This window comes from Nocardia sp. BMG111209 (genome assembly GCF_000381925.1).
Classification (GTDB): domain Bacteria; phylum Actinomycetota; class Actinomycetes; order Mycobacteriales; family Mycobacteriaceae; genus Nocardia.
This window is the reverse complement of the sequence record NZ_KB907307.1, coordinates 2,447,532-2,474,110: the sequence shown is the minus strand read 5'-3', so window position 1 is coordinate 2,474,110 and position 26,579 is coordinate 2,447,532. Positions and strand designations below refer to the sequence as shown.

The 26,579-nt window shown below is 67.5% G+C and carries 23 protein-coding genes and 2 pseudogenes; 14 read left to right on the top strand and 11 right to left on the bottom strand.

What is annotated here, in order from left to right; translation table 11 throughout:
* Positions 1-86: 86 nt before the first annotated feature.
* From G361_RS43235 to G361_RS0111350, 3 genes and pseudogenes are all read right to left on the bottom strand, one after another.
* Positions 87-1,712 (bottom strand): annotated as a pseudogene (locus G361_RS43235) (AMP-binding protein).
* Between the two features lie 8 nt (positions 1,713-1,720).
* The gene (locus tag G361_RS0111355; protein WP_019927204.1) at positions 1,721-2,926 is read right to left on the bottom strand and encodes an amidohydrolase family protein; all 1,206 of its coding nucleotides are present in this window, start codon (positions 2,924-2,926) and stop codon (positions 1,721-1,723) included.
* Between the two features lie 84 nt (positions 2,927-3,010).
* A complete protein-coding gene (locus tag G361_RS0111350; RefSeq protein WP_026342931.1) occupies positions 3,011-4,246 on the bottom strand; it encodes a cytochrome P450 in 1,236 nt (411 codons plus the stop codon).
* A gap of 140 nt (positions 4,247-4,386) precedes the next feature.
* Between G361_RS0111350 and G361_RS50880 the strand changes: the two are divergent.
* Positions 4,387-4,529 (top strand): annotated as a pseudogene (locus tag G361_RS50880) (short-chain dehydrogenase); the annotation flags it as partial.
* An 89-nt stretch (positions 4,530-4,618) separates the two neighbouring features.
* On the opposite strand, the gene G361_RS0111345 reads toward G361_RS50880, so the two are convergent.
* From G361_RS0111345 to G361_RS0111335, 3 genes are all read right to left on the bottom strand, one after another.
* Positions 4,619-5,296 carry a TetR/AcrR family transcriptional regulator gene (locus G361_RS0111345; protein WP_019927202.1) on the bottom strand — a complete coding sequence of 226 codons (678 nt, stop codon included), beginning with the start codon at positions 5,294-5,296 and terminating at the stop codon, positions 4,619-4,621.
* Between the two features lie 95 nt (positions 5,297-5,391).
* The gene (locus G361_RS0111340; RefSeq protein ID WP_019927201.1) at positions 5,392-6,339 is read right to left on the bottom strand and encodes an alpha/beta hydrolase; all 948 of its coding nucleotides are present in this window, start codon (positions 6,337-6,339) and stop codon (positions 5,392-5,394) included.
* Positions 6,340-6,405: 66 nt separating this feature from the next.
* Positions 6,406-7,773 (bottom strand): NAD(P)/FAD-dependent oxidoreductase, encoded by a 1,368-nt coding sequence (locus G361_RS0111335; RefSeq protein WP_019927200.1) that lies wholly within the window; start codon positions 7,771-7,773, stop codon positions 6,406-6,408.
* A 104-nt stretch (positions 7,774-7,877) separates the two neighbouring features.
* Between G361_RS0111335 and G361_RS0111330 the strand changes: the two genes are divergently transcribed.
* Both G361_RS0111330 and G361_RS0111325 read left to right on the top strand, forming a co-directional pair.
* Positions 7,878-8,639, top strand: a complete 762-nt coding sequence (locus G361_RS0111330) for an SDR family NAD(P)-dependent oxidoreductase (RefSeq protein WP_019927199.1) — start codon at positions 7,878-7,880, stop codon at positions 8,637-8,639.
* Positions 8,636-9,478, top strand: a complete 843-nt coding sequence (locus G361_RS0111325) for an SDR family oxidoreductase (protein ID WP_019927198.1) — start codon at positions 8,636-8,638, stop codon at positions 9,476-9,478. The genes G361_RS0111330 and G361_RS0111325 overlap by 4 nt, the downstream gene beginning before the upstream one ends.
* Positions 9,479-9,541: 63 nt before the next feature.
* Here G361_RS0111325 and G361_RS0111320 read toward each other — a convergent pair whose 3' ends face one another.
* The gene (locus G361_RS0111320) at positions 9,542-10,441 is read right to left on the bottom strand and encodes an NADP-dependent oxidoreductase (RefSeq protein ID WP_019927197.1); all 900 of its coding nucleotides are present in this window, start codon (positions 10,439-10,441) and stop codon (positions 9,542-9,544) included.
* A gap of 55 nt (positions 10,442-10,496) precedes the next feature.
* Positions 10,497-10,865, bottom strand: coding sequence for a TetR-like C-terminal domain-containing protein (locus tag G361_RS43230; RefSeq protein ID WP_019927196.1), 369 nt, complete (start codon positions 10,863-10,865; stop codon positions 10,497-10,499).
* 440 nt (positions 10,866-11,305) lie between these two features.
* On the opposite strand from G361_RS43230, the gene G361_RS0111310 reads away from it, so the two are divergent.
* The 5 genes from G361_RS0111310 to G361_RS43225 all read left to right on the top strand — a co-directional run bounded on the left by G361_RS0111310 (position 11,306) and on the right by G361_RS43225 (position 16,233).
* Positions 11,306-12,265 carry a ParB N-terminal domain-containing protein gene (locus tag G361_RS0111310; protein WP_019927195.1) on the top strand — a complete coding sequence of 320 codons (960 nt, stop codon included), beginning with the start codon at positions 11,306-11,308 and terminating at the stop codon, positions 12,263-12,265.
* 220 nt (positions 12,266-12,485) lie between these two features.
* Complete coding sequence (locus tag G361_RS0111305; RefSeq protein WP_019927194.1) at positions 12,486-13,685, top strand: acyl-CoA dehydrogenase family protein; 1,200 nt, start codon at positions 12,486-12,488, stop codon at positions 13,683-13,685.
* Between the two features lie 113 nt (positions 13,686-13,798).
* Positions 13,799-14,854 carry a zinc-binding dehydrogenase gene (locus tag G361_RS0111300; RefSeq protein WP_196814461.1) on the top strand — a complete coding sequence of 352 codons (1,056 nt, stop codon included), beginning with the start codon at positions 13,799-13,801 and terminating at the stop codon, positions 14,852-14,854.
* Between the two features lie 33 nt (positions 14,855-14,887).
* Positions 14,888-15,364, top strand: a complete 477-nt coding sequence (locus tag G361_RS0111295) for a flavin reductase family protein (RefSeq protein ID WP_019927192.1) — start codon at positions 14,888-14,890, stop codon at positions 15,362-15,364.
* A complete protein-coding gene (locus G361_RS43225; protein ID WP_081635358.1) occupies positions 15,361-16,233 on the top strand; it encodes a Gfo/Idh/MocA family protein in 873 nt (290 codons plus the stop codon). The genes G361_RS0111295 and G361_RS43225 overlap by 4 nt, the downstream gene beginning before the upstream one ends.
* On the opposite strand, the gene G361_RS43220 is transcribed toward G361_RS43225, so the two are convergent.
* A complete protein-coding gene (locus tag G361_RS43220) occupies positions 16,215-16,550 on the bottom strand; it encodes a helix-turn-helix transcriptional regulator (RefSeq protein ID WP_036494947.1) in 336 nt (111 codons plus the stop codon). The genes G361_RS43225 and G361_RS43220 overlap by 19 nt on opposite strands.
* A gap of 151 nt (positions 16,551-16,701) precedes the next feature.
* Complete coding sequence (locus tag G361_RS0111280; RefSeq protein ID WP_019927189.1) at positions 16,702-16,983, bottom strand: transposase; 282 nt, start codon at positions 16,981-16,983, stop codon at positions 16,702-16,704.
* A gap of 161 nt (positions 16,984-17,144) precedes the next feature.
* Between G361_RS0111280 and G361_RS0111275 the strand changes: the two genes are divergently transcribed.
* Entirely contained in the window at positions 17,145-18,620 is a 1,476-nt protein-coding gene (locus G361_RS0111275) for an MFS transporter (protein ID WP_019927188.1), read from the top strand.
* A gap of 29 nt (positions 18,621-18,649) precedes the next feature.
* On the opposite strand, the gene G361_RS0111270 is transcribed toward G361_RS0111275, so the two are convergent.
* Entirely contained in the window at positions 18,650-19,981 is a 1,332-nt protein-coding gene (locus G361_RS0111270) for a cytochrome P450 (protein WP_026342926.1), read from the bottom strand.
* A 261-nt stretch (positions 19,982-20,242) separates the two neighbouring features.
* Here G361_RS0111270 and G361_RS0111265 point away from each other — a divergent pair, with 261 nt between their 5' ends.
* From G361_RS0111265 to G361_RS43205, 5 genes are read left to right on the top strand one after another with little or no spacing between them, the layout of a single operon-like run.
* Positions 20,243-21,910 carry an AMP-binding protein gene (locus tag G361_RS0111265; protein ID WP_019927186.1) on the top strand — a complete coding sequence of 556 codons (1,668 nt, stop codon included), beginning with the start codon at positions 20,243-20,245 and terminating at the stop codon, positions 21,908-21,910.
* Positions 21,907-23,367 (top strand): MFS transporter, encoded by a 1,461-nt coding sequence (locus G361_RS43215; RefSeq protein WP_019927185.1) that lies wholly within the window; start codon positions 21,907-21,909, stop codon positions 23,365-23,367. Before G361_RS0111265 ends, G361_RS43215 begins: the two co-directional genes overlap by 4 nt.
* Before the next feature lie 13 nt (positions 23,368-23,380).
* Entirely contained in the window at positions 23,381-25,129 is a 1,749-nt protein-coding gene (locus tag G361_RS43210) for an AMP-binding protein (RefSeq protein ID WP_019927184.1), read from the top strand.
* The gene (locus tag G361_RS0111250) at positions 25,126-26,112 is read left to right on the top strand and encodes a hypothetical protein (RefSeq protein ID WP_019927183.1); all 987 of its coding nucleotides are present in this window, start codon (positions 25,126-25,128) and stop codon (positions 26,110-26,112) included. Before G361_RS43210 ends, G361_RS0111250 begins: the two co-directional genes overlap by 4 nt.
* Positions 26,113-26,143: 31 nt before the next feature.
* Positions 26,144-26,404, top strand: coding sequence for an acyl carrier protein (locus G361_RS43205; RefSeq protein ID WP_019927182.1), 261 nt, complete (start codon positions 26,144-26,146; stop codon positions 26,402-26,404).
* Positions 26,405-26,579 lie beyond the last annotated feature (175 nt).

Genomic DNA, 26,579 nt, shown 5'->3' with positions numbered 1-26,579 from the left:
GTGTGTGAATTCGAGAAATACACGGTTGCCGCGACGGAACAACGTACTTGTCCGCGAAGTGAACCTGTAGGCCCCGTCCCGTGCCTTCAGATCCTGATCTGCGCGGGCGAATTCTCCGCCGCACGCTGGACGGCCCATCTGTAGTCCGGCTTGCCGTTTCCCAGCCGGCGGATCTCCGGCACGAAGATGATCTCCTTGGGCGTCTTGAACCCGGCCAGCCGAGCTCGGCAGATTCGCTGCAGATCTGCCGCCGAGACGGCGCCGGGAGTGTCGCTGGACACCAGCGCGACAACCTCCTGCCCCCATCGAGAGCTCGGCCGACCCACCACCAGTGCGTCGGTGATACCCGGGTGGGTCCGCAACACCTCCTCGACCTCTTCGACGAAAACCTTCTCGCCGCCGGTGTTCACGACGAGGGAGTCGCGCCCGAGCAGCCGGAGCGTCCCGTCGTCGGCAACCGCCGCGCGATCGCCGGGTATCGCCATTCGCATACCGTCGATCTCGGGAAAAGTCCGTTCCGTGGCTGCCGGATCATCGAAATAGCCGAGCGGAACCCGACCTGTTCGCGCCGCCCACCCGACCTCCGCGTCGCCGGGCTGCAGGATTCGAGTGCGATCGGCCGATACCGCGATTCCGCCCGCGCTCGTGACGAAGGTGCTGACCTCCGCGCCGCGGAGGCTGCGACCGAAGCCCATACCACCGGTCTCGGAGGACCCGTAACCCTCGATGACGGACACGTGCGGAAGTAGTTCGAGCAGCGCATGCCGGTGCACGGGATTGGTTGCCGCACCACCGGTTCCGATCGCGCTGAGCGCGGAGAGGTCGTAGTCGCCGGCGCGCAGTTCGCGCACCAGTGGCCCGGCATACGCGTCACCGACGATGGTCATCAACGCGACGTTCTCGCGCTCCGCAGTCCGGAGGGCGGTGCGCGGGTCGAACTTGTACCGGTCGTCGTACAGTACGACGGTCTGCCCCGCCAGCAGTCCGGCGAACGTGGTCCAGATGCCCGCCGCATGGGACAACGGCGACACCGCGAACCACACCTGCCCGGTCGCCCGCGCCAGATCGTGCAGAGCCGACGAGGACGAATGATCCGCACCCCCCATGGAGGAGACGTACATATCGCTCTGCCGCCACAGCACGCCCTTGGGCCGCCCGGTCGTCCCGCCGGTGCACAGCATCACGAGATCGTCGGGTGAGGTTTCGACGACCGAGTCGGGATCACCGAGTCGCACCGCCTCCTCGAACGACAGCGACCCGGCCGGATCGGTCGCCTCGCTGCCGTCGTCGACGGAGATCAGCAGTTCGACCCCGTCCGGCGCCGCCTAGGCGACCACCGCGCCGAAGGACCGGTGATACACGATGCCCCGCGGCCGGACGTACTCCAGCAGATCCCGCACCTCCCCGGCGGTGTAGTGGTTGTTGACATTGACCGGGACGACCCGGGCCTTCAGACAGCCCAGCATCGCGTCCGGATACAGATCGTTTCGCATGAGCAGTGCGATGCGATCCTGGCCGCACTCCCACCGCGCGAGCCGGCTACGCGGGATTTGCTCACCGAAACCGTTGTCCGACAAGAAGTTCGCGAATCTACGGGTTCGCGATGCGACCTCGGCGAAGGTGCTGCGGCGATCACCGCAGACCGTCATCACCCGGTCCGGTACCGCTTCGGCGATCGCGTCGAGAACGGCGCCGATGGTCCACTCGGTCACGGCGATCCTCACACAGCCGATCCGACAGGCACGCCGAGGAACTCGGAGGCGTTGTCGCGCATGATCTTACGTACGTCGGTCGCGTCGAATGCGCCGAGCTCGTCCGCGAACGACAACGGTTCCGCCAGGCCTTCGCCGTGCGGCCAGTCGGAGCCGAACAGGATCCGTTCGACGCCGATCTTGTCCGCCAGCGCAGACAGGTCGTCCTCGTAATAGGGCGCCACCCATACGTGTTCCCGCAGGGTGTCCAGCGGCGCGTCGGCGAAGGACTTCGGAGACTGGTTGGCCAGCTTGGTCATTCGCTTTGCCAGCCGGTGCACGAAATCCGAGCCGTTCTCGATGCTCGCGACACGCAGCGCCGGGTGCCGGTCGAAGACCCCGTGCAGGATCAGGGATGCCACGGTGTCGTGGATCGCCCGATCGTCGACCAGAATCTTGTCCAGGGGGTCGCCGGGGCCGGTGAACGGTTCGAAGGTGTCCTTACCGCCCCACATCGCGGCCAGTCGGAGATACCCGCTGTCGCCGAGGTGGAAAGCGACCGGCACGTTCGCCTCGGCGAGCCGCGCCCACACCGGGTCGTGCGCCCGGTCGCCGAGCGACCGGGGCTTCCCGATTCCCGGCACCGGTGCCGGTCTGATGTGTACCACCCGCGCGCCACGAGCCAGGACGAATTCGACCTCCGCGACCGCGGCGGCCGGATCGGCCAGTGAGATCATCGGAGCCGTCAGGATCCTGTGGTCGGGACGGTCGAAACCCCAGTCCTCGTCCAGCCACAGATTGAATGCGTGCAGCGACGCCACCGCAGCCTCGATGTCGTCTTTGAGCGCCTCTTCGACGCCGCAGCCGAACGTCGGGAACATCACGACCGATTCGAGGCCCTGGCGGTCGACCGCCGCCACGCGGGCATCCCGGTCACGGTATTCCGGCCGTAGCTCCAGCTTCTCCACTTTCATCAAGGTCGCCGGGTCGACTCCCTCGGGCACCTGCCCGCGGAACATCAGATCCAGGCAGCCGGGCACGATGATCGGATCGAAGGTCGGATTGGGAATGAAACGGTTGACGCGATTGCCGATGACCGCGGTGTGATGTTTGCCGTCACCGATGATCTGCACCCCGCGCCGTCGGAACTTCCGGTCCAGGTGTCGGGTGAACGCGTCCAGTGGCTCGTAGTAGTGGTTGTCGGCGTCGATCGCCCGGTAGTCGAGTGTGGCCATCGTCGTCCTCTCGATCTTCGAAAACTGTTGGCGGATAATTGAACTCATGGGAACAGCGCATACCCGGCCGGGCCGCGTGCGCGGTCAGCGCACCGAGTATCGAATCGGCAGATGTTTGAGTCCGCCGACGAACGTGGTGGCGGTCCATTGCGCCGCCCCGGCCGGCTCGATCCACTCGAGCCTCGGCACCAGTTCGGCGAAGAATTTGCCGATCTCCATGCGGGCCAGACCCGCACCCAGGCAACGATGTACGCCGTATCCGAAGGCGATCTGCTTGTTCGGCTCCCGCTCGACATCGAATCGGAACGGGTCCGCGAAGACCTCCTCGTCCCGGTTGGCGGAGACGTACGACAGCAGCAGAGAATCCCCGGCCGCGACGGGTACACCGCGAATCTCGGTGTCCTCGGCCGCCGTGCGCATGAACGCCTTGACCGGCGTGACCCAGCGGATGATCTCCTCGGTGGCCCGGGGCAGCGTGTCCGGCTCATTCCGCAGCAGCGCGTGCTGGTCCGGGTGTTCGATCAGCGCGTGCAGTCCCCCCGAGACACTGCTGCTGGTCGTGTCGTGGCCGGCAGTGGCGATGATGGCGTAGTAGGACATGGTGTCCACATCCGACAGTGGGGCACCGTCGACGACGGCGTTGGCGATGGCAGAGGCCAGATCGTCGGTCGGATGCTCGCGCCGCGACGCGGTCAGTGCCCGGAAGTACTCGAACATCTCGAGCAGTGAGTTCATCGTGTCGTCGGACGAAGTGCTGCGCTTCAACTCGTCGTCGTCGCTGCCGACGAGTTCCTGGGTGAGTTTCAGCATCAACGGAAAGTCGGACTCCGGGACCCCGAGCAGCGACATGATCACGTACAGCGGGTAGTTCACCGCGATCTCCTGCACGAAATCGCACTCGCCACCGAGGTCGCGCATTCGATCCACATACCGCACGGCCAGGTCCGTGATGCGGATCTCCATGGCGCGCATGGCTTTCGGGCTGAACCAATCCGACGCGATCGCCCGCACCACGCGATGTTGTGGCTCATCCATGTGGATGAGCGTGCGGATGCCGATCGCGGCCTGCATCTCGTCCGAAGCCTCGGTCATCAGCACGGGCCGGGGCCAGTTCGTGTACAGCCGATGCGCGCGCTCGACGGCCATCACGTCCGCGTGCTTGGTGATCGCCCAGAACGGCCGATACGACGGTACGTCGACCAGCGACACCGGGGCCTCGGCGCGCAGATGCGCGAGTGCGGCGTGCAGTCGCGTCTCGTCGGTGTAGGCGGCGGGATCGGCCAGCACCTTCGCAGCGTCGTCGACGATCGGCATGCTCATCAGCGGTCCTTCCATTCCTTCACGACTTCCCACGGATCCGCCACCGATCTCGCGACGCCCCGCATCATTGCCTGCGTCACCAGATTGGTTTATTGTTGACCTTACTGTCAAGCTTTCGGTAAGGTCGGTGCCGGCGTGCTGGGTGGCAGCAACGTGTGGGTGAGCTGGCGGGGCTTCTGGAGGCGACCGACCGGGCGGCGGTGCTGGATTGGCAAGCCGGGCAGGATCCGGCGTATCCGGTGTACAGCACGTCCAAGCAGGCGCGATCGTCTACGCGAAGCGGTGTCGGTCGGGGCACCGATCGAAGTGTGAACCTGCGGGCCGTGTCGCCGATCCGTGCGTGGTTTCTCGATTCCGCTTCCGGTTCCTGCGTCACCGGTCCGGCGGTACCACGGCGTAGATGGCGCGCCACCAGATCACGATCAGTGTTTCCACGCGCTCCTGGTCGTCGGGTGGGCCGGTGGCGCCGAATTGTTCGAGGGCGCGTTCGTTGAGTTCGAGCAGGACGGTGGCCAGGGCGTGACTGTCCGGTCCCGGGGGTGCGATGCCGGCGGCGCGTTCGGCGTCGATCAGCGCGGCCAGTGGCGGGGCGAACGATTTCCGGGTCCGGTCCCACAGTTCGCGGACGGCCTGGTTGCGTTGCCGTGCGGTGAGCATGGCCTGGAACAGGTGCCGGTGGCTGCGCCACGCGGCGAACACCCCGTGGATCGCGCCGGTCAGCCGTTCGTGCGGGGAGCCGTCACCGTCGACGAGAAGCCGTGTGGCCGTGAGGATTTCCTGATGCATCTGGGTACCGAGCGCGGCCACGCAGGCGGCCTTGTCCTCGAAATAGAAATAGAACGCGGATCGGCTGACACCCGCGGCCGCGGTGATGTCCGCGACGTTGATCTCGTCGAGCAACTGTACCTTCAGCCGCTCGTCCAACGCCCGCAACAAGGCCAGACGGCGCTGATCACCACGCTTGGGTGCGCGCCGATCCAGAACCCCTTCACTGTGCTCGACCCCGGACACGTCAGTCCGCAGGCCCGCGGCCGGTAGCACGACGATCATGGCTCATGTACCGAGTGTGCCCTGTTCCCCCAGGGCAACCCCAGCCGCCCTGCCGCCCCCGCTGCTCTGCTGCCCTGCCGGCCGGTCGCCGGTATTCATCGCGTGGCACGGTCGCCGCGCGACAACACGTTGGTGAGGAAACGCATCTGGTGGTCACGGACCGCGTCGTGCCAGGGTTTTCCGGGATAGACGTTGAAGTGATCGCAGCGGTAGTGCCTGATCTGCGCTCGCGCGCGGACACCGGCCTTCATCGCGGCGTCCACCGGGACACAGCGGTCGTGGTCGGCGATCTGGAACAGCGCCGGGCAGGGTATCTGTTGCGCGAATCGAATCGGGCGGTGCCCCAACATATCCAGTGCGCTCGCGGCATTCACCTCGTTGCGCCAGGTCGGGCCCACGATGGACAGGTAATCGTCGTAGACGCCGGGAAGATTCAGCAAGGCGACTTCATCGGGGCGGCCGACGGCGGGCAGCATCACCCGCCGTTTGTGTGCTCGCGCAGCGTATTTGTCGCGCGCGGCGTGCATCAGTAGCCGGGCGGTCGTGCTGCCTCGGCGGCCCGCGGTATCGGAGGTCCGCGGATCCGCGGGCAAAGTCGGCTGCTGTTCGCGGGACAGGCTCGTGACCAGTGGCGTCAGTGCGATGGTCGCGACGAGGTCGGTGCGGCCGGCCGCGACGGCCAGTACCGTACCGCCGGCCATCGAAACACCCCAGAGCACCAATCGTTCCCGGTCGATCCCGGGCAATTGTGCGGCGGCCCGCAGTGCGGCGCGGTAGTCGTCGATCTGGCCGGCCGGTGAGACGATCTGGCGTTCACCACCGCTGCTCCCGAATCCCCGGTAGTCGAAGGCGATTACGTCCAGCCCGCCGTCGGCCAGCGGTCGCGCGAACGATTCGAGCCCGCAGTCCTTGGTGGCGGCGAACCCGTGCGCCATGACGACCGCCGGCCGCCCGGCCGCGGTCGCGAACCGATCATCGGCGGCCGGGAAATGCCAGGCATGGCAATCGATTCCGTCCGAGGGGAAGGTGAATGAGCGTGGCACGTGCCACCTCCGTATCTCGAATTACCCACCGGCGGAGAAGAATCCGCGAGCTTCGGGTGTGAAAAGTCAGCGCGTTTCGGATTCTCGGGCCGGTAGTGCCGGGCCGTGGGTCCGCGCGCGGCGGCGTCCCTGCGGCAGCTCTTCCCGGCGCATCTGCCATTCGTAGGCGTAGTAGTCGACCTGCTGGGTGTGCCGGGGCCGGTCCAGGACATGCCCGAGGTATATCTGTTCGTCGGCGGTGATCGTCGCCTCCATCTCGACGACCGGCGGCGGCCGGTACTCGCCCGCCGCATAGGCGGCGATCGTGCGGGCCTGGCATTCCACGAACGGGAACAGCGTCGGCACCGACTGGGCCAGGCCCGCGAACGCCAGATCCTCGAGACCTGGCCGGAAGATCCGCTTGTACAACCGGATCCGATTACCCGGAGCGGACAGGAACTCCGGCGCGAAGAACGGGAAACTGATGTTGTACCCCGTGGCGTAGACGATCACATCGATCTCGGCGGCACTGCCGTCGACGAAATGCACGGTGCCGCCGTCGAATCGCTCGACATCGGGTTTCGGGATCACATCGCCGGAACCCAGGCGCAACGGAAGCTCGACCGACTGCGTCCCGTGCGCGTCCAGGAACCGATGCCCCGGCTTGGGCAGACCCCACTGCTCCGGATTGCCCGCGACGAACTCGGCGACGGTGTTCACCAGCCACCGGAACACCCTGCGCGGCACATACGGCAGGGCTCCCCCGTACTTGTCGACCGGACGACCGGCCAGATACTTCGGCACGATCCAGGAACCCGATCGCGTGGACAGGTAGACGGTGTTCCGCATCGCACGCGACGACACCTCCACCGTGATGTCGGCGGCACTGTTCCCGATCCCGACCACCAGAATCCGCTTGCCCCGCATGACAATCGGATCGTCCGGATCGATGTACCGGTGCGAGTGGAGCACATCCCCGGTGAACACCCCTGGAAATTCGGGATACCGGGGATCCCAGTGATGACCGTTCGCGACGACCAGGAAGTCGAACTCGCGCGCCACACCGGCCTGCGTGTGCAACGTCCAGCCGCCGCCCTCGTGACGCTCGGCCCGGACCACGCGGTTGCCGAACTCGATCGCATCCAGCAACCCGAAACTGTCCGCGTACTCGTCGAGATACGACTTGATCTGGGAATGATGCGGAAAATCCGGATAGCCCACCGGCATCGGGAAATCCCGGAACGACAACTGGTACTTGGACGTATCGATGTGCAGCGAACGATACGCACTCGAATGCCCGTTCGGATTCCCGAAAGCCCAGTTGCCACCGATCCGATCCGACGCCTCGAAACACGTGTACGGCACCCCGTAATCCGCGAGCATCTTCCCCGCCGTCAGCCCCGCGATACCAGCACCGATGATCGCTGTCGACGGAAGCCCGGACCGCACGCTCATGACTCTCGCCCTTCAGTTCATGTGTTGCCTTGTGCGATACTAGATCCCACATTTGACACACGTCAATAATAGTTGTCGTGCGTGAATCGATTGAGGTGACCTGGATGAACGAACGTGTAGCTGTCGTCGTCGGCGGCGGATCCGGACTGGGGAAGGCCATCGCACAGGCCTTCCGTACGGAGGGCTACCGAGTGACCGTCGCGGACCGGGACGGAGCCGCCGCGAAGACCGTCGCAGCCGACATCGGCGGTGCCGCAACGACTGTCGACGTCACCGACGAGGCCGCCGTGGCGGCGCTGTTCACCGAGGTACGCGACCGCGAGGGCGCGGTGCACGCCGTGGTCAACACGGCCGGGCAGAGCAGCTGGTCACCGGTCGTGGACCACGACGTACCGCAGTGGCGGCAGATCGTCGACGTCAACCTGGTCGGGGCATTCATCGTGCTGAAACACGCCGGCCGGGTCGTGGCAGACGGCGGAGCGCTGATCTCGCTCACCTCACTGAACGCACGGCAGCCGGGAGTGGGCCTGTCGGCATACTGCGCATCGAAGGCCGGCCTGTCGATGCTGACCCAGGTCGCCGCCCTCGAACTGGCACCCCGCCGGGTGCGGGTGAACGCCATCGCCCCCGGCCTGGTGATCACACCCCTGACCGAGGGCATCCAGACGATCCCGGGCATCACCGAGGACTATCTGGAGAACACCCCGCTGGGCCGCGCCGGCACTCCGGACGAAATCGCCGGCGCCGCACTGTATCTGTGCAGCGACCACGCCGCATGGATCACCGGTGAGGTGCTCGACATCAACGGTGGCGCACACCTGATGCGCTACCCGGCACTGCACAAGCATCTCGCGGGACTGCTGTGAGTACCGCCCACGGTGACCGGTTCAGCGGCCGCAGCGCGATTGTGACCGGAGGCGGATCCGGGATCGGGGCAGCCCTCACCAGCGCGCTCACCGCGGTCGGCTGCGATGTGTGGTGCGCCGATATCGATCTCGAGGCCGCGAAGCGTGTCGTCGCCGGCCTGCCGGGGCCCGGCAGGGGAATCGCCGCCCGGCTCGACGTCACCGATTCCGCTGCCGTACAGCAACTGGTGACGGACGTGGTGTCCGATGCCGGGACCCTGGACTTCATGTTCAACAATGCCGGCATAGTGATCGGCGGCGAAACGCAACTGCTGAGCCTGCAACAGTGGAACCGAATCATCGACATCAACCTTCGCGGCGTCGTTCACGGAGTGCACGCGGCGTATCCACACATGATCGCCGCCGGTAGTGGTCACATCGTGAACACCGCCTCCGCGGCCGGGCTGATGGCTTCCGGGTTGCTCACCAGCTACTCGACAACCAAGTTCGCGGTGGCCGGCCTCTCGAACGCGTTACGTGCGGAGGCGGCACGCTACGGAGTGCGCGTCACCGTGGTGTGCCCGTCCGCTGTGGAGACCCCGATCTTGGACAGCGAGGGAGTAGGCGACTTTCCCGGTAGGCGGTTCTATCTCGACGCGGAAAAGACAAGGCGCGCATACTCACCCGACCGCTTGGCCACGGACATCCTGGCCGCGGTTGCCCGCGACGCTCCCTGGATAGTGGTGCCCAGGCGCACACACATCGGCTGGCTGATCGGCCGCATCGCCCCGGGCTTTCTCCATCGCCGGATGACGAAGTACATCCAGCAGCAACTCGGCCGGCCGAGAACCGCCTCCTAGCCCTCGGCCACCACATTATTCAGCACTGGCCGCTCGAGTTTGCACGGGTGGATGGGGGAGGGGTCAGGTGAGATCTCGGGGGTGCAGCACGATGCGGCCGTGGGTCCTGCGGTCGGCCAGGGCCCGATAGGCGTTGCGCACGGCGGAGAGCGGGTAGGTTGCGGCGATGGGGATGTGCAGGTCACCGGCTGCGGCGAGGGTGGCCAGTTCGGTCAGTGCCGGGGGGCCGCCGGCATCAATTGTTCCGAGGGATTTGACGCCCTTCTCTTTCGCTGCGCGGTAGTCGACGACGGTGTCGATGCGATCTCTCGGGATGCCGAGGTCGATTGCGAGGTCGATGTAGCCGCCGCCGACGGTGTCGATGAAGGCATCGGCTCGGTCGGTGGCGGCGAGGATCCGTTCCTGTTCGCCGTCGCCGTATCGGACGGGCCGGATGCCGTGTTGCCGGAGCAGGTCGACATGTGCGTCGCTGGTCAGGCCGATCACCGTCGCTCCGGCACGGAGTGCGAGCTGGGCGGCAGTGAACCCGACGCCGCCCGAGGCGCCCGAGATCACGATGGTCTCGCCGGGCCGGGGTTCCACCGCCCGGATGGCACCGAGTCCTGCCATCGGGGTGGTGTAGAGCGAGCCCGCCACGTCCCACGAGAGGGCTGGAGGCTTGCTCACCAGCTGGACTGCGGGGATGGCGACGAACTGGGCATGGGCGTCCCAGCTCTGGATCCAGCCCAGCACCGCGTCACCGACGGTGACGCCGGGCACGTCGGCGCCGACCGCGACGACTTCGCCGGCGAGGTCGCGATTCGGTGTGTACGAACTGCCGTGCAGCGCCGGTAACGACCCCGGGTTGAGCGCGCCGGCCTCGACCCGGACCACCACCTCGCCCCGGCCGGCCACGGGCTCGGGGACGTCCGCGAGGTAGATGCCGTCGATGCCCGAAAAACGTTCGTAGCGTACTGCTTTCATCAGGTCTCCAAGTTGTGTGAGTGATCAGGGGCAGTCGGATCGCGTGCGAGGACGCTCAGCTACGGCGCAGCAGGGGCAGGAGGATGTCGTCGACGAGATGCGCGACGAAGGCGGCATCGCACGGCTCGCCCACGACGACGATGCGATGCACGATCACCGCGGCGGCGACCTCGGCGAACAGCGGTGCCGCCCCGGGGGCCAGTCGCTCGGCCGCTCGGTGAACGAGTCCGTCGGTCATCGAGGTCTCGTCCCGCCGCAGGATCCGCCGCATCGCCTCGGCGAGTTGTGCGTCGTTGCGCATGCCGACGAACAGGGCTCCGAGCAGGCCCACGTCCTGTTCGGAGATGCTGCGCGCGAGCTCGAGCGGCCCGAGGTGTGGACCCTGTCCGTCGACGAGTACGGCAATCGAGGCTGGACGCAGCACCGGATCGCCCCGGGGGCCGGCGCATTCCGTGGCGGTCTCCGCCCTCGGTCCCGCTTGCCGTGCTCGTGGCATTCGTCGGTATCGGGTGCCGACGGATGCTCGGTAGGAGTTGGTGGAGTTGCCGTTACCGAAATCCGAAGGGCGATCCTGTTGAGCGACTGAAGAAACCGGATACCGGATCCCGAATAGTCGGGCAGATTCAGGATTTACGAGTTGTTGATATTTGGCGGCGACCGTCGAGTCGACCCCACGACCAGGGTGCCGTAACCGGCGAGTGATCATGCTCACATGCGCAATAGTCGCGAGTCTCGACGCTTTGCCGTTGTCCTCTCGAATCAGTAACGTTGTTCACCAGACCGCACGGGGGCGGTATGCCGGTCAGGCGTACTGGGCGGCGAGGCGGCCGAGGTTGACGACCCGGTTGTGACCTACGGGGGTGTTTGATCATCGAGTCCGAATCCCGTGTCCTCGCCGATCCGGAGACCGGCCACCACGACGCTGCCGCATTGCCCGCGACGATCAGGTCGGTATCGATAGGTTCACTGCTGCCGGCCGACTCGCCGCGTTCCACCGAGGTCGACGAACTCCACGTCCGCAAGTTGATGGCCGCCGGGGAACTGCCGCCGATCATCGTGCGCCGCGACACGATGCGGGTCATCGATGGTGTGCATCGCGTGCGCGCGGCCGTCTTGTCCGGCCGGACGCACATCGACGTGCGCTTCTTCGACGGCACCGCGGCCGATGCGTTCGTGCTGGCCGTGCGGTCGAATACCGGCCACGGCCTGCAGTTGTCGCATCAGGACCGGGTAGCCGCCGCGCGACGGATCATGAGAACGTTCCCGGTGTGGTCGAATCGCAGTGTCGCACTGGTGACCGCGCTGTCCGCCAAGACCGTCGCGAACATCAGGCGTACAAGCGCGGATATTCCACAGTCGAACAGCAGGATCGGGCTCGACGGCCGCACGCGTCCGGTGGATTCCACCGGCGGTCGCCGGCGGGCGGCCGTGTATCTGGAGTCGAATCCGCGGGCATCTCTTCGTGAGATCGCCTCGGCGGCAGGAATTTCGATCGGGACAGCGCGAGATGTCCGAAATCGTTCCGGTGTCACAGGAGCGACGATTCCGCTTCCCTCCGAGCAGCCGATCGCGCCCGGCTCGGTGCATCCGCTGGTCGCCCTGTACAAGGATCCGGCGTTGCGGCACAGCGAGTCCGGGCGCCTGCTGTTGCGATTGCTCGACAATCGGATGATGCTGGCCGCGCAGCGGGACCAGATCATCGCGCAATTGCCCGCTTATTCCCTTCCTGCGGTGACTGCCGCGGTGCGGCAGTGTATCGAGACGTGGGAAGCGTTCATCGGCGAATTGGACGCCTCGGCCGGTCGTACCCTCCGCGCCTCCTGACCGAGTGTCGTCGCTCGGCGTGTGATCCGCGCCGTGCGGACTCGGCTTCCGGCTGCCCGGCATCGCTACCCGCCTCCGTGCCGGAACGTGATCGCCGCCGGCGCTGTGCGTCTCGGATCGTTCGAAGACCACTTCTCGCTGTCCGAATGTCTAATAGTACGTAATCTGTTGAACAGTAGTACTGATCTCTAGGCTCGGGTGCGAGTCGAGGAGGTCGGCGATGAACAATGATTCGCCCGCACTGTTGGATCGAATGGAAGTCTCGGACGAGACCAGGAGTTGGCTGGCCAAGATCGAGCGGATGTTGCCGCTGATCCTGGAATACCGGCAACAGAACGAGAGTCAGCGGTTCATGAGCCCGGAGGTGTTCCGGGCACTGCGCGCCGCCGGAGTGCACCGCATGCTGGTCTCCCGGGAATTCGGTGGTGCGCAGATCGAATTGGCCACCGGTTCGGCTGTCGTGCAGGAACTGGCCCGGCACGATCCGGCGCTGGGCTGGCAGATGGGGGTGCAGGCGGCCATCGGCCGACTGTCGGACTACCTGCCGGAACCGACCGCCAGGAAGATGTTCCGGGACCACTCCGGAACGGTGGTCGGCTCCGTCAATCCCACCGGTCGTGCCGAGCCCGTCGACGGGGGCTATCGGCTGAGCGGTACCTGGGCCTTCGCGAGTGGCTCGGCGCACGCGGACTGGCTGGTGTGCGCGGCGATCGTCACCGAGCACGGCACGCCGCGCACGACCGCCGCCGGCGGGCCCGAGATCCGGATGTTGTTCGTGCCCAAGGACGAATGCCGCATGCTCGATACCTGGCACACGCTCGGCCTGCGCAGTACGGGTAGCGAGCACTACGAGATCTCCGAGACGTTCGTCGCCGAGGATTTCGTGGTCGATCAGGCCGACATGTTCCTGCCGCCGGCGGACCGGCCGTCGCGCGGATACGCCATCAGTTACTACGACTTCGGCTTGTTCGGGTCGGCATCCACCGCACTGGGTATCGCGCGCGGTGCGCTGGACGCGTTCAAGACCGTGGCGATTCGGAAGACACCGACGGCCGCGACCCGCACCCTGGCCGCGGGCCATGTCGTGCAGGAACGAGTGGGCCGCGCCGAAATGCTGGTTCGCAGCGCGCGGTTGATCCTGGCCGACGCCGCCTGGCACGCCGCGCGGCACGGCGACGACGGTGGTGACGCGCTCAGCGCGCTGGTCCGCCTGGCGGCCGCGACCGTGGCCGAGAACACCGTCGCCGCAGTGGATATCGCGTTCGATCTGGCGGGTACCGGTTCGATCTACGAGAACAGCATGCTGGAGCGCTATTTCCGCGACATCCATACCGCGGTCAAGCACATCACGCTGTCGCACACCAACATCGAGATGGTGGGCCATTATCTGCTCGGCGGCGAATTGAAGATGCGCCGCTGAGCGTCGAAAGTCTCGATCCACAGCGTGGTGCGATCAGTCGATTGTCCCGATTGTCCAAAGGGGTTCGGCCGGCCGGGCCCGCACGAACACAGAAGGCTCATGCTGTGGAAACCATGAAGGCTGTTCAGCTCGTCGCACCTCGTAAGACACTGCTGGTGGATGTCCCCCTGCCCGAGACGCCGGTCGACGGGCTGCTGATGAAGACCCGGTGCGTCTCCATCTGCTCGACCGACATCTCTTTCTTCGAGGGACATCTGTTCCCGTCGGAATACCCGATCATCCTCGGGCACGAATATCTGGGGGAGGTCATCGACATCGGCCCGCGATTCGACAATCCCGATATCGTGCTGGGAGATCGGATCGTGTATTGGGGGCAGACCGACTTCGGCGGGTTCGCGGAGTACCGGACGCTGCGGCCCATCTTCTCCGGCGAGGTCAAGGAGGACACTTTCTGGGCCGATCGCGACTTCTCCGACGACCGCCGGGCGGCGGCGGTCAAGGTGCCCGCCGAACTCGGTGATCTGCAGGCGTCGTTCATCGAGCCCACGACCGGAGCACTGCGGTCGATCCTGCACAATCCGCCGCGGGTCGGTGATCGGGTTCTCATCCTGGGCACCGGCCCGATCGGAATCATCGCCGGCAGTGTGATCCGGCGGGTGCTCGCGCCGAACTCGGTCGTGTCGGTGGATGTGAACCCGCAGCGCAACAGCCATGCCGAGGAGCATTTCTCGCAGCGCGCATTCCTGCCCGACGAATTGATCGACGAGGTCCCGGACAGCACCTTCGACTACGTCTTCGACGCGCTGCCGACGGTGCGGGTCGAAGACGAGCAGAAGGATCCGCGCCGGGTGGCGATGCGCAAACTGCGCGCGGGCGGAAAGTACGTGTTGTACGGGGCGTCCCAGGAGATGCAGAAATTCGATACCTGGCTGATGCTGGCCAAGGGGATCACGGTCACCTCGGCCTCCTTCGACGTCAATGCCTTCCCGATGCACAAGACCGCCAACGTCATCCAGTCGGCGATGCAGATGCTGCTCAGCAAGGTGGTCGACGGTGAGCGCCTGCTGTCGACGGTCTGCCACTTCGACGACTACGACCGCCTGACGAATATCTTCGAGACCTACCGGCACACCACCGATCTGAAAACGGTCGTCGACTTCCGTGGGTAGCCCGTCCGGATCGTACGCACGAAAGGAGCAGCCATGACGGTCGCAGCAGCCGATTTCCGCCGGGCCATGTCCCGGGTGCCGGCACCGGTCACCGTCGCCACCACGGTCGATCGCGACGGTCGGCCGTGGGGGTTCACGTCGAGTTCGTTCGGATCGCTGTCGTTGAGCCCGCCGCTGGTGCTCGTCTGCCTGGACCACGGTGCGAGCACGCACCGCGCGTTCACGACTACCGGGCATTTCCTCGTGAACGTGCTCGCCGACGGGCAGTCGGAGATCGCCCGTCGGTTCGCGACCTCCGGGATCGACCGGTTCGGCGCGGGCGATACCGAAGCAGCCGAATTCGGTCTGCCGGGAATCCCCGAAGCCGTTGTCCGAGTGGCCTGCTCGATGTATCGGATCGTCGACGCCGGTGATCACAGCATTCTGATCGGCCGGGCCGAGGCGACACATGTCGCGGATCGGTCGCCGCTGGTGTACGTCGACCGGGGCTTCGTCCTGCCCGGCAGATGAGGCCCTTGCGCGTCGCGGTGCTGGGCGACGAGCACGTGCACACCGCCGATCACCTCGCGGCCATCGCCGCCTGTGCGGACGCCGAACTCTGTCACGCGATCGACGAGGCGGACGCGGCGGTGATCTGCTCGCCGACCGGCCGCCACCGCGAATGGCTGCGGATCGCCGCGGCGTCGTGCCTGCCCGTTCTCGTGGAGAAACCGCTGGCGGCCACTGTGGCGGAAACCGCGCTGCTGGCCGCGTCGGTCCGCTCCGGGGCGGCCGTGACGGCGATGTTCCTGCGCTGCGCACCGGCACTACAGCGGGTCAGGTCGTTGCTGGCCGAAGGCGTGCTGGGCGAGATCGTCAGCGCGGAACTGCGATTCGGGCATCCCGGGCTACCGGAGCGGATGTTCGAGGGACCGGCCTCCTGGATGCTCGACCCGGTCCAGGGGGCCACCGGCGCGCTCGGCGATCTGGGCATCCACCTGATCGATCTGTTGCTGTGGTTGCGGCCCGCCGAGCCGATCTCCGTGCACGGGGCCCACCTGCGCCGGCATCCCGGTGTCGCGGTCGAGGTGGGCGGTGCGGCGCTGTGCGGCTGGGGTGCGGCGTCGGTCACGATCGAGGGCTCCTGGACATCGCGTCCCGGTGGGCTGCGGCTGCGCATCGACGGCACCCTGGACACCCTCGCGGTGCACGACGGCCGGTTGACCGTCGGCGGTGCCGTCGAACGGCACGACCCGCAGTCGGCGGGCGCCGTGACGCTGGCGTTCCTGGCCGGCCTGCGCGGTCGAACCACCTGGCAGGCACCCACCGCCGCGGACGTGCTCACCTGTGCGGCAGTGCTGGACCGGATATCGGCCGCCGCTCAGCGTGCGGCGATGTGACTGTCGCCCGGCTCGTTTCGCGCGGCGGCAGCGAGAAGTATGTCCAGCATTCCGGGAAATCTGGCGTCCAGATCCTCGCGGCGCAAGGACAGCAGATTTTCCCGCCCGGCCGGGCGCTGCCAGATGACGCCGCTGTCGCGCAGCACCCGCCAGTGGTGGGTCAGGGTGGATTTCGACAATCCGTCGAGGATGCTGCCGCACGAGCGTTCACCCGACTCGGCGAGTACTCGGACTATCTGCAGTCGCAAGGGATTTCCCAGGGCGGACAGCACGTTCTCGAGCAGGATCTGGTCGCGTTCCGGGTGCTGAGCGATCATCCGACGGCGCGGGCCCACAGCGCTTGCGCGTGCTGCCGCCCTCTCCTTCCGGTCTGTACGAGCCGGGTGAGGCGACCCGGCCGGGTAGGTTGTCCACCACTATATGCCGATCATCGGTGTATATACGTACTGTCGAACTTCCGATGCGGCGTCACCGTCTGGCCTTGACCGCGCAGCGCAGCGCATCCTTCTCCAGCACGGCCTCGATCAGCAGGCGTTTGAGCCGGGCGTTCTGCTCGCGCAGTCGTTCGAGTTCGCGATTCGCTTCGCGCTCGGCGCCGGCGTACTGACGTCGCCAGTTGGACAGCGTGGCCACCGATACCTCCAGTTCCGCCGCGATCCGGTCGCGAGTGGCGCCTGCCGCCGCCAACTCCTCCGCGCGCCGCAGCTTGCTCACGATCTCTTCGGGTGAATGCCGTTTCCTACCGGCCATGTCCGATCGCCTCCGCTCACTTTCCCGGCACCAGTTGACATCTCAGGGAACTCCCCGGCTTCGGGAGCTTGCCTTTCGGGCTATTGTACGGAAACATACGAACTATCAAACAGTTGAGCAGTCGACGATGCCTGCCCGGATCGGAAGGTTCGCGAGATCGTATGTCCACTGCACGTGTTCCCCACGCCCGGACGGCCTCCACCCGCGTACCGCGGCTGGGCCTGTCACTGACGCTGCTGGCGCTGGCGCAGCTGATCTTCTCCCTCGACATCAATATCGTGTACGTTGCGCTACCGGATATCGGTCGCGCCCTTGGCTTTTCGCAGCAGACCCAGCAGTGGGTGGTGAGCGCCTACGTGGTGTTCGCCGGGGGGTTCCTGCTGCTGGGCGGGCGGGCCGCCGACCTGCTGGGCCGGCGCCGGATGTTCGTGCTCGCGCTGGCGTTGTACGCGGTGTCGTCGCTGGCCGGTGGGCTGGCCGGCGCGCCGGCGGTCATCATCGTCGCCCGTGCGGTGCAGGGACTCGGTGGCGCGCTGCTGTTGCCGTCGACGCTGTCGCTGATCAATACGCTGTTCGAGGAGGGGCCCGCTCGCAACCGGGCGCTGGCGGCCTGGGGCGGCGCGGGTGCCAGCGGGCTGACCGTGGGCGCGTTGCTCGGCGGTGTGCTCACGCAGGCGTTCGGGTGGTCGGCGGTGTTCTTCGTCAACGTTCCGCTGGCGGGGCTGGTGGCCCTCGCGGCGCTGGTGGTCATCCCGCGCGATCCGCGCGGCCACGAGGCCCGGCGGTTCGACGTCCCGGGTGCGATGACCGCGACCGGTGGCGCCACGCTGCTGGTGTTCGCGCTGGTGCAGGGGCCGGAGGTCGGCTGGTCGGCACCGGTGATCGTCGGGGCGTTCGTGCTCGCGGCGGTACTGGTGGTGTCGTTCGTGGTGCTGGAGACCCGCGCCGCCGATCCGCTGTTGCCGTTGCGGTTGTTCCGCAATCGCAGTCTCGTCGCCGGCGTGCTCACCACGGCGATCTACATGGCGACCTTCGGTGCGCTGCCGTACTTCCTGACCGTGCTGTTGCAGAGCGTGCATGGGTTCTCGGCGTTGCAGACCGGGCTGGTGTTCCTGATTCCGTCGGTCGCCATCGCCACCGGTACCCAGCTGGGGGAGCGGCTGACCACGCGCCTGGGCACGAGCACCACCCTGTTCGCGGGCTTCGCGATCGGTGTGGTCGGTACGGCCGTTCTGGCGGTGGGCTTCTCGACCGGCGCCACGGTGGCGGCCACGGTGCCGGGCCTGATCGTGTCCGGGGTGGGGCAGGGCATCACCTGGACGGCGATGTGGATCGCTGTGGCAGTGGGTGTTTCGCCCGCCGAGCAGGGTGTCGCCAACGGGATGGCCTCCACCGCACTCAATCTCGGCAATGCGATCGGGCTGGCGGTGCTCATCGCCATCGCCGACTCGGGGCTGGCCGGGAGCAGCGGCGAACCGTTGCGGGCCGGGCTCGCGGACGGCAGCCGGGTCGCCGTGCTCCTGACCGCCGCCGGGATGGCGCTGGGGCTGCTCGTATCGCTGACACTGCTCCGGCGCAACACGTCCGTGATCGCGCGACCTCGGCAATCGGACGCGGTGCCCACCCCGGCGTCGTAGTTCGTCGTCCGGCAGCCCGCTCGCCGGCCCTATCCGCGGCGGGCGGAAAGGTCCAGGGTGAGATCGACGGGACCGAAGGTGATTCCCTCGGCCACCTCGAGACGGTAGTCGGCGGGCAGCGCGAGGTCGTAGCGCCGGAGCACGCTCGCGATGACCAGAGCCGTTTGATGCAGGGCGAATTGGCGTCCGATGCAGGCCCGCAGCCCGGTCCCGAACGGCTTGAACGAGTGTGGCGGCCGAGCCCGGACACGTTCGGGCAGAAAGCGATCCGGGTCGAAGGCGTCGGTGTCCTCGCCCCACACCGGTTCCCGGTGCAGTGCGGGCAGCAGTACGAATACCGGCTCGCCGGCCTTCATCGGGTAGCGTCCGCCGAGAACCGTGTCCTGCTTGGCTTTTCTGGAGTAGCCGGGCGCCGTCGGCCAGAGCCGCAGTGACTCGTCGATGACCCGGCGCAGATACCGGAGCTTGGCGATGTCGGCGAACTCCAGCTCGCCGACTGCCAGGACCGAATCGGCCTCCGCGCGAACCCGTTCGGCGATCTCCGGATGGGCCGCGAGGTAGTACAGGGTGAAAGACATTGCCGCGGAAGTTGTCTCGTGCCCGGCTGCGAGAAAGGTCAGCACCTGGTAGCGGATGTTGACCGGGTCCAGCACATCGGAGTCGAGCATGAGCCCCAGCAGATCGGCGCCGTGATCCCCGCGGGTTCGGCGCGCGATCACCTCGTCCACGACATCCCGCAGGTAGGCGACGTTCTCGTCGTTGCGCTCGGCCATGTGCTTGCCCAGGAAGCGGCCGGCGATCGCGGGTATGGTGACCGATCGCTGGCCGTGGTTGAGCACCTCGTCGAGCGCGACGACGAAGGGATGCGGGGTGTCGCGTTCGAACGATCCGAACGAGTAGCCGAAGCCGGCGCGGCCGATGACCTCGAGTGTGACCTTCGCCATCGACGCCGTCACATCCACCCTGCCGAGGTCCCGGGCGGACCGGTCCCAGGACTCGGTCAACCGGCCGCAGACCTCGACCATCAGCGTGTGATAGTGGCGCATCGCCGCCTGTGAGAAGGCCGGTATCAGCAGTTCGTGCGCGGTGCGCCAGTTGGGCTCGTGATTGTGCGCGGAGAGGAGCCCGTCGCCGATCAGGGGTCGCACGACCTGTAGGGCCGGTACCACGTGCTTCTCGAATCGGTTGTCGTCGGCGAGTTCGGCGACGAGTTCGGCGCCGGTGACGAAGGTGAATTCCAGGTTGAACAACCGGCGCGTGAATACCGGTCCGTGTTCTCGCGCCATGCGGGTGGACTCCTGCATGAACGAGCTCTGCAGCATCGACGTCATCGGAGGCTCTCTGTCGAACGGGTGCGGCACGGATGTTCTCGGTCGCGCAAGACCGGTCGGTACCCGATCGGGAAACCGAATATGTCCATTCGATGACACATTCGGTGCGGCACGCGAATCACGAAAAGCCCGGCAACCATTGGTTGTCTGTTCATCTCCACGACGGCATTCGATGCCGGAACCCGGATAGTTTCTGCGGCAGGAGGGTTGTCGCAGCCGGGGCGAAATCCCAAGTGACCACGTGGTTTCCGCGTGGACGTATGCCGAATCGCTGTTGTCACGGAAGAGCTCATGCGAACGTTGGAAGAATTGCTGCGGGTGCGGGTCGCCGCGGCGGCGGACGAGGTGCCGCTGGTATTCCCGAAAGCGAGCGGCGCCGTCGCCGCACCGAGTTATGCCGAGCTGTACCGGCGGGTGGAATCCATTGCGGCGCTGCTGTTACGGCGCGTGAACCGGGGCGAGCGGGTGCTGCTGGCATATCCGACCGGACCCGAGTTCGTCGCGGCCTTCTTCGGCTGCCTGGCCGCCGGGGTCGTCGCGGTTCCGGTGCCGCCACCGTTACCCGGGCCGATGAACGACCGGTTCGGCCACATCGTGGCGGACTGCGCCCCGGCGTTGATTCTGACGGTCGGCGGGTGGAGCGCGCTGTTCGACTCGGGCACGACCCCCTGGGTCGCCTCGGATATCGAGGCCACCGGTGACCCGGCGGGCCCGGCCCGGCCGCCGGCGCGGCCGGACGATCTCGCCTACCTTCAATATTCTTCGGGCACAACGGGTTCGCCGCGCGGCGTGCTGGTGACCCACGCCAATGCGCTGGCCAACTGTGCCATGCTCGCGTCGATGTTCGCACCGGAGCCGGACGAGACCACGGTCGGCTGGATGCCGCACTTCCACGACTTCGGCCTGGTCGTCCAGCTGTTGGCGCCGATCTTCGACGGCCGTCGCAATGTCGTCGTCGACCCGCTGGATTTCGTCCGCTTCCCGAAGCAATGGCTGCATCGGATCACCGAGCACCGAGCACAATTCGCGCCGCTGCCCGCCTTCGCCTGCCGGATGCTGTTGCAGCGCGTTCCGGTGGCACAGCGCGCGGATTTCGATCTGTCGAGTCTGCGGGCGGTCGGTGTCGGCGCCGACACCGTGTCCCCGGACGATCTGCGGGCGTTCGCCGACGGACTGGCCGGCGCGGGCCTGAATCCGACTGCGCTGCTGCCTTGTTACGGCATGGCCGAGGCGGTCGCGCTGGTGGCCTCCTGTCCGCCGGGCACCCCGTGGACCACGATCCGGGTGAGCCGGGACATCCTGTCGACCGGCCTACTCGTGCCCGGCTCCGGTGATCTCGCACTGATCGGCAGCGGCGTACCGGCGCCGGGCATCCGGGTCCGGATCGTCGACCCGGTCACCCGCGCCGACCGGCCGGAAGGCCACACCGGTGAAATCCTCCTGGCGGGCGACAACATCACCGCCGGTTACTGGGGACGGCCGGACCCGGCGGTGGTGCTCGACGACGTGCGCTATCTGCCCACCGGTGACCTCGGCGCGATGATCGCGGGCGAGTTGTTCGTGCTGGACCGGCTGGCGGACCTGATCACGATCGATGGCCGCGAGCACTATCCCTTCGATCTGGAACGCACGGCCGTCGCAGCGGCGGGTGTGCCGGTCCGGCGAGCGGTCGCGTTCGGTGTGGGTGACGCAGTGGAGTCCGGCGTCTCCGGCGCGGTGGGGTTCGGTGCCGCCGACGCGGTGACGCTCGTCCTCGAGGTCGACAGCGCGCAGGTGCCGCAGCCGGTGGTGACGGCGGCGGCCGTCGCCGCGGCGGTGACGGCCGGGCACGGCGTCCCTGTTCGTGACGTGACCTTCGCGGCGCTGGGCACCGTCCCGGTGACGACGAGCGGGAAGGTCCGGCGCGGCGCGTGCCGGGAGCGCCACCTGTCCGACCGGACGACGGCGGTGGCGCGATGAGTGATACCGCCGTTTCGACGGATCCGGCTGCGGGACAAGGCAAGAGGTATTCGCGGTACGCGGTGCCGTTGATCTGCCTGGCCCAGTTCATCGTCGTGCTCGACGCCACCATCGTGAACGTGGCGCTGCCCTCGATCGGCCGCGCGCTGCACGTCGGCGGATCCGGTCTGGCCTGGATCGCGGACGGCTACGTGCTGACCTTCGGCGGATTGCTGCTGCTGGGTGGCGGTCTCGGGGATGTGCTGGGTAAGCGGCGGGTATTCCTTTCGGGCATCGTCGTATTCACCGCCGCGTCGCTCGCCTGCGGGCTGGCCGGGAGCGCCGCGGTGCTCGTCGCGGCCCGGCTGTTCCAGGGCGTCGGCGGCGCGATGATCAGCCCGGCCGCGATTTCCCTGATCGCCACGATGGTTCCGGCGGGCCGGCCACGCACCGCGGCGCTGGCCCTGTACGGCGCCATGGGCGGGCTCGGCGCCATGATGGGCGAACTGCTGGGCGGCGTACTCACCGCGGAAGCGTCGTGGCGCTGGGTGTTCGGCGTCAACGTCCCGGTGGGGCTGGTGTTGCTGATCGCCGCTCCGCTGGTGCTCACCACGCCGCCGACGATCCCGCGCCGGCTCAATGTGCTCGGCGCGCTGCTCGGCACCGCCACGCTGATCACGTTCGTGTATGCGCTGATTCGAGCGGGCGACACGGGCTGGACCGACCACGGAACCCTCACGGCCCTGGCCGCGACCGTCGTGCTGGCCGCCGGATTCGTTGTCGCCGAGCGGATGTCGCAACAACCGATCGTGCCCGTGCACCTGCTCGCCAACGGCAACACCCTGCGTGCGTGCCTGACGTACCTGCTGGTGTTCGCCTTCGGCTACCCCGCCAAATTCCTGCTGACCCGGCTGTGCCAGGACGTGCTCGGCTACAGCGCATTACGCACCGGACTGCTGTTCCTGCCGGCCGGCGCTGCCATCGTGCTCGCCACTCTCGTTGCCAGGCGGGTACTTCCGCGAGTCGGTGCGTCCGCCGTCGCCTTCGCGGGCGCGGCCGTGAGTGTCGTGAGCGGACTGTGGTTGATCGAGGCCGGCCGGGACTCGTCCTACCTGGTGAACCTGCTCGTGCCGCTGATCGCGCTGGGTGCGGGCTTCGGGTGGTCGGCGGTGTCGAACACCGTGCTGGCCATGGACGGTCTGGCGCCGGCCGAGGCGGGTGCGGGGGCCGGCCTGTTCACCACGTCCGGCCAGATCGGCGGCGCGCTCGGGATCGCCGCGGCGACGTCGATCGCATCGACGATCACCACACACCGGCTGCTGTCCGGGGCAACGGTCGACGATGCACTGGTGGCCGGGTTCCGGCCTGCCTTCGCGGTCATCGCGGTACTGGCTGCCGCGGCCGCCGTGATCAGCGTCCCGTGGCGCCGGGCACGTCCGGCCGCTGCCTCAGGTTCGCCGAATTCGGTTCTCTCCTAGAAGGATTCGCACCATGCTGCTCAACGACTGGCTGTCGTGCCCCAGCGCCGACCGCGGTGTCCACATCGCCGACGGCTCGGGCGGCTGGACCTATCGGCCGTACACCGAACTCGCCGCCGCCGCGACCGCGACGGCCGCGCAGCTGCGGGACGCTCGGATCCCGCCGAACGCGAACGTGATGCTGTTGTTCGCCCGCCAAGCCGATTTCGTCGCCGCGTTCTTCGGTACGCTCAGCGCGGGCTGCACGCCGGTTCCGGTGGCCCCGCCCGCCGCCTTCGGAAACGGTGCGCGATACACCGCGCATCTGAGCACCCTCATGCATCGGTCCGGATGTTCGGCGGTGCTGGTGGACGACAGCACCGCCGCCGTCGCCACCACGACCGCCGCGACCTGTGTGCCCGCTCCCACGGTGATCCAGGTCGGCGCCGATCCGGCCGGCGCGCGGATGGAACCGGTCGGCCACCCGATCCCGGATGTGGCGCTGCTGCAGTTCACTTCGGGCTCGAGCGGTACCCCGAAAGGGGTACGGGTCACGCGGGACAACCTGTGCGCCAACATATCCGCCCTGCACCGGTGGATGCGGATGTCCGACGGCGACAGCTCGGCGCTGTGGCTGCCGCACTACCACGACATGGGTCTGATGAGCCTGCTGCTCGGGGTGACGTCGCAGATCACCCTGTGGCTCATGACACCACAGCAGTTCATCCGCGACCCGTTGCGGTGGTTGCGGTGCCTCGGGGAGTCCGGCGCGACGCTGACCGGCGGCCCGCCGTTCGGCTACCTCTACGCGGCCCGCCGCGTGCAACCGGAACAGCTTGCCGGAATGGACTTCTCACCGTGCCGGGTGGCCGTGCTCGGAGCCGAGCGGATCGACCCCGCCGCGATCGCCGAGTTCGCCCGCGCGGTCGAGCCGTTCGGATTCCGCACCGCCGCTCTGATGCCCGCGTACGGCATGGCCGAAACCACGCTGATCGCCACCGGCGTCACCGTCGGCGCCGAATCCCTCATCCGCGAACTCGCCACACCCACGGTCCGGATCGGCGAACCGGTGAAATTCGGGGCTACCGGAATCCTCGGTGCGGACGCACCGGGCACCGGAACCTGGTTGACCGAATGCGGCACTCCCGCAGCCGGTATGCGGGTGGAGATCATCGACGAGACCGGAAACCCGCTGCCCGAGGGATATCTCGGCGAGATCCGGGTGCACGGGACGTCGGTGACCGCCGGCTACCACCACATCGACGCCGAGCCCGGCGGCCCGGACGACCGCTTCGCGGACGGCGCTTTCCGCACCGGCGATTCGGGTGTTCTGGTCGAGGGCAGCCTCTTCGTGATCGGCCGCATCGGCGACAGCCTCAAGGTCCGGGGCGCGGCGGTGCACGCCGAGGACGTGGAATTGGAGATCGCCCGCGAACTCGGCCTCGTCACGAGCCAGGTCGCTGTCCTGCTCGGCACCCTGGACCTGGTCGACACCGCCGTGATCGTCGTGCAGGCGGACCTGGACGACGAACTCGTGTCCCGCATCACCACGCTGATGTCGGCCCGCACCTCGGACGCCGTGGCCCTGGTGATCGTGCGGGCGACCTCCGGGGCGATCCAGCGCACGTCGAGCGGCAAGCCGCGCCGCCGGGTCATGTGGCAGGTGGTCGCCGACGGCCGGCTGCCCGGCACGCTCGTCCATACCAGCTGGCGGGATGTCGCGCACACCGCGCCACCCTGGGAAACCGACACCACGACCCACTCGGACGGAGACGCCGCATGAGCGCAACCGATCTCATCGACGACCTGGACAACGCTCTCACCGTCGAGTCGGCCCCCGGCCGCACCGGCGATACCTCCGGCGCGCGTGCGCTCTACGACCGCTGGGAGAATCAGCACTGGGCCGTGGCCGCGCTGGATTTCGACCGCGACCGGGCGGTGTGGGAGCAACTCGGCCCGCATCATCGCGCGGAATTGCTGGGTGCCCTGGCCGAAATAGAGGTCGGCGAGATATCGGTCACCGCCACGCTGAGTTCCCTGGTGGAGCATGCGGGCGCCGAAGCCGATCAGCTGTATCTCGCCACCCAGCTGGCCGACGAGGCCCGGCATGTCCTGTTCTTCCAGACCTACCTCGACCGCGTCACCGGGGTGAATTCCGCGTCCGAACTCGCCGCCATGCGAACCCGGACGGACTACGGCCACTACTTCGACCCCGAGTTGCGCCGCGTCACTCGTGCGGTGCACACCAGCGGTGGCGACCCGATCAGCTGGTGCACGGCCTCGGTCTACTACCACCTCGTCACCGAAGGCGTGCTGGCCGTGACCGGCCTGCGCACCAACCGCCGGCGAGCGAAAGCGCTCGAACTGCACACCCTCGACGAGGGCCTGACCAATGTCACCCGCGACGAGTCGCGGCACATCTCGTTCGGCGTCATGGCGGCGCGGCGGGCCGTCGCGGCCGGGCTGGCCGAACCGCTCGTCGCGGCGTATCTGGACGCGGTCCGGCTCGCCGCGATCGTGCTGGTCGCGCCGCACACCAGGCTGCACGTCCCGATGATCCGGGCGGCGTCGAACTTTCGCGCGATGCAGTTGCGCGACGCGTGGTCGACGGCACGGGATCGGGCCGTGCGGCAATTGAGCAGCATCGGCCTGGAACAGCACGGGCCCGACGCCGCGGCCGCCTTCGACGCCGGCGTCGAGTCGGGACTCGACACCTATGCCGAGACGTGGGGCCGACCGCATCTGGTCCGGCTGACCGACGTCTGAGAATCCGAAGTCACGACATCAGGAGGACACCATGAACGACAGCATCTCGACGCGGGTGCGCGCCATCGTCGGCCGACTGGCCAAGGTCGACCGGGAGATCGGCAGCGACGATCGTCTCATCGAGGATCTCGGACTGAGTTCCATGGCGCTGGTGGAACTGTCGGTCGCGCTGGAATCCGAATTCGACCTGCAGCCGGTCGACGGCGACGTGGCGCCGGTGGATCTGGTCACCGTCGCCGATCTCGAAAAGCTCATCGCGGCAGCACAATCCAGCACCGCACCGACGATGTGACCCGGACCGTGGTCAGCGCCCCGCGACCGGTTTCCACGGCGAATCGGTCAGCGGGGCGCTCCGCGAAATGCCTCGTTGTCCGGCTCCCGAGACGGAGCCCCGCGGTCCGGGCGCGTATCGCCGGGCGAGTTCGGTTGCTCGCCGGACCCCGCATTTCACAAGAGATGATCATGAA

Coding starts and splice junctions, on each gene's coding strand:
- G361_RS43220 (WP_036494947.1), bottom strand. CDS start 16,550: ATGATCGCTCAGCACCCGGAACGCGACCAGATCCTGCTCGAGAACGTG.
- G361_RS0111280 (WP_019927189.1), bottom strand. CDS start 16,983: ATGGCCGGTAGGAAACGGCATTCACCCGAAGAGATCGTGAGCAAGCTG.
- G361_RS0111330 (WP_019927199.1), top strand. CDS start 7,878: ATGAACGAACGTGTAGCTGTCGTCGTCGGCGGCGGATCCGGACTGGGG.
- G361_RS0111355 (WP_019927204.1), bottom strand. CDS start 2,926: ATGGCCACACTCGACTACCGGGCGATCGACGCCGACAACCACTACTAC.
- G361_RS0111350 (WP_026342931.1), bottom strand. CDS start 4,246: ATGAGCATGCCGATCGTCGACGACGCTGCGAAGGTGCTGGCCGATCCC.
- G361_RS43215 (WP_019927185.1), top strand. CDS start 21,907: ATGAGTGATACCGCCGTTTCGACGGATCCGGCTGCGGGACAAGGCAAG.
- G361_RS0111265 (WP_019927186.1), top strand. CDS start 20,243: ATGCGAACGTTGGAAGAATTGCTGCGGGTGCGGGTCGCCGCGGCGGCG.
- G361_RS0111275 (WP_019927188.1), top strand. CDS start 17,145: ATGTCCACTGCACGTGTTCCCCACGCCCGGACGGCCTCCACCCGCGTA.
- G361_RS0111345 (WP_019927202.1), bottom strand. CDS start 5,296: ATGATCGTCGTGCTACCGGCCGCGGGCCTGCGGACTGACGTGTCCGGG.
- G361_RS0111250 (WP_019927183.1), top strand. CDS start 25,126: ATGAGCGCAACCGATCTCATCGACGACCTGGACAACGCTCTCACCGTC.
- G361_RS43210 (WP_019927184.1), top strand. CDS start 23,381: ATGCTGCTCAACGACTGGCTGTCGTGCCCCAGCGCCGACCGCGGTGTC.
- G361_RS43225 (WP_081635358.1), top strand. CDS start 15,361: ATGAGGCCCTTGCGCGTCGCGGTGCTGGGCGACGAGCACGTGCACACC.
- G361_RS0111335 (WP_019927200.1), bottom strand. CDS start 7,773: ATGAGCGTGCGGTCCGGGCTTCCGTCGACAGCGATCATCGGTGCTGGT.
- G361_RS43205 (WP_019927182.1), top strand. CDS start 26,144: ATGAACGACAGCATCTCGACGCGGGTGCGCGCCATCGTCGGCCGACTG.
- G361_RS0111295 (WP_019927192.1), top strand. CDS start 14,888: ATGACGGTCGCAGCAGCCGATTTCCGCCGGGCCATGTCCCGGGTGCCG.
- G361_RS0111300 (WP_196814461.1), top strand. CDS start 13,799: ATGAAGGCTGTTCAGCTCGTCGCACCTCGTAAGACACTGCTGGTGGAT.
- G361_RS0111320 (WP_019927197.1), bottom strand. CDS start 10,441: ATGAAAGCAGTACGCTACGAACGTTTTTCGGGCATCGACGGCATCTAC.
- G361_RS0111305 (WP_019927194.1), top strand. CDS start 12,486: ATGAACAATGATTCGCCCGCACTGTTGGATCGAATGGAAGTCTCGGAC.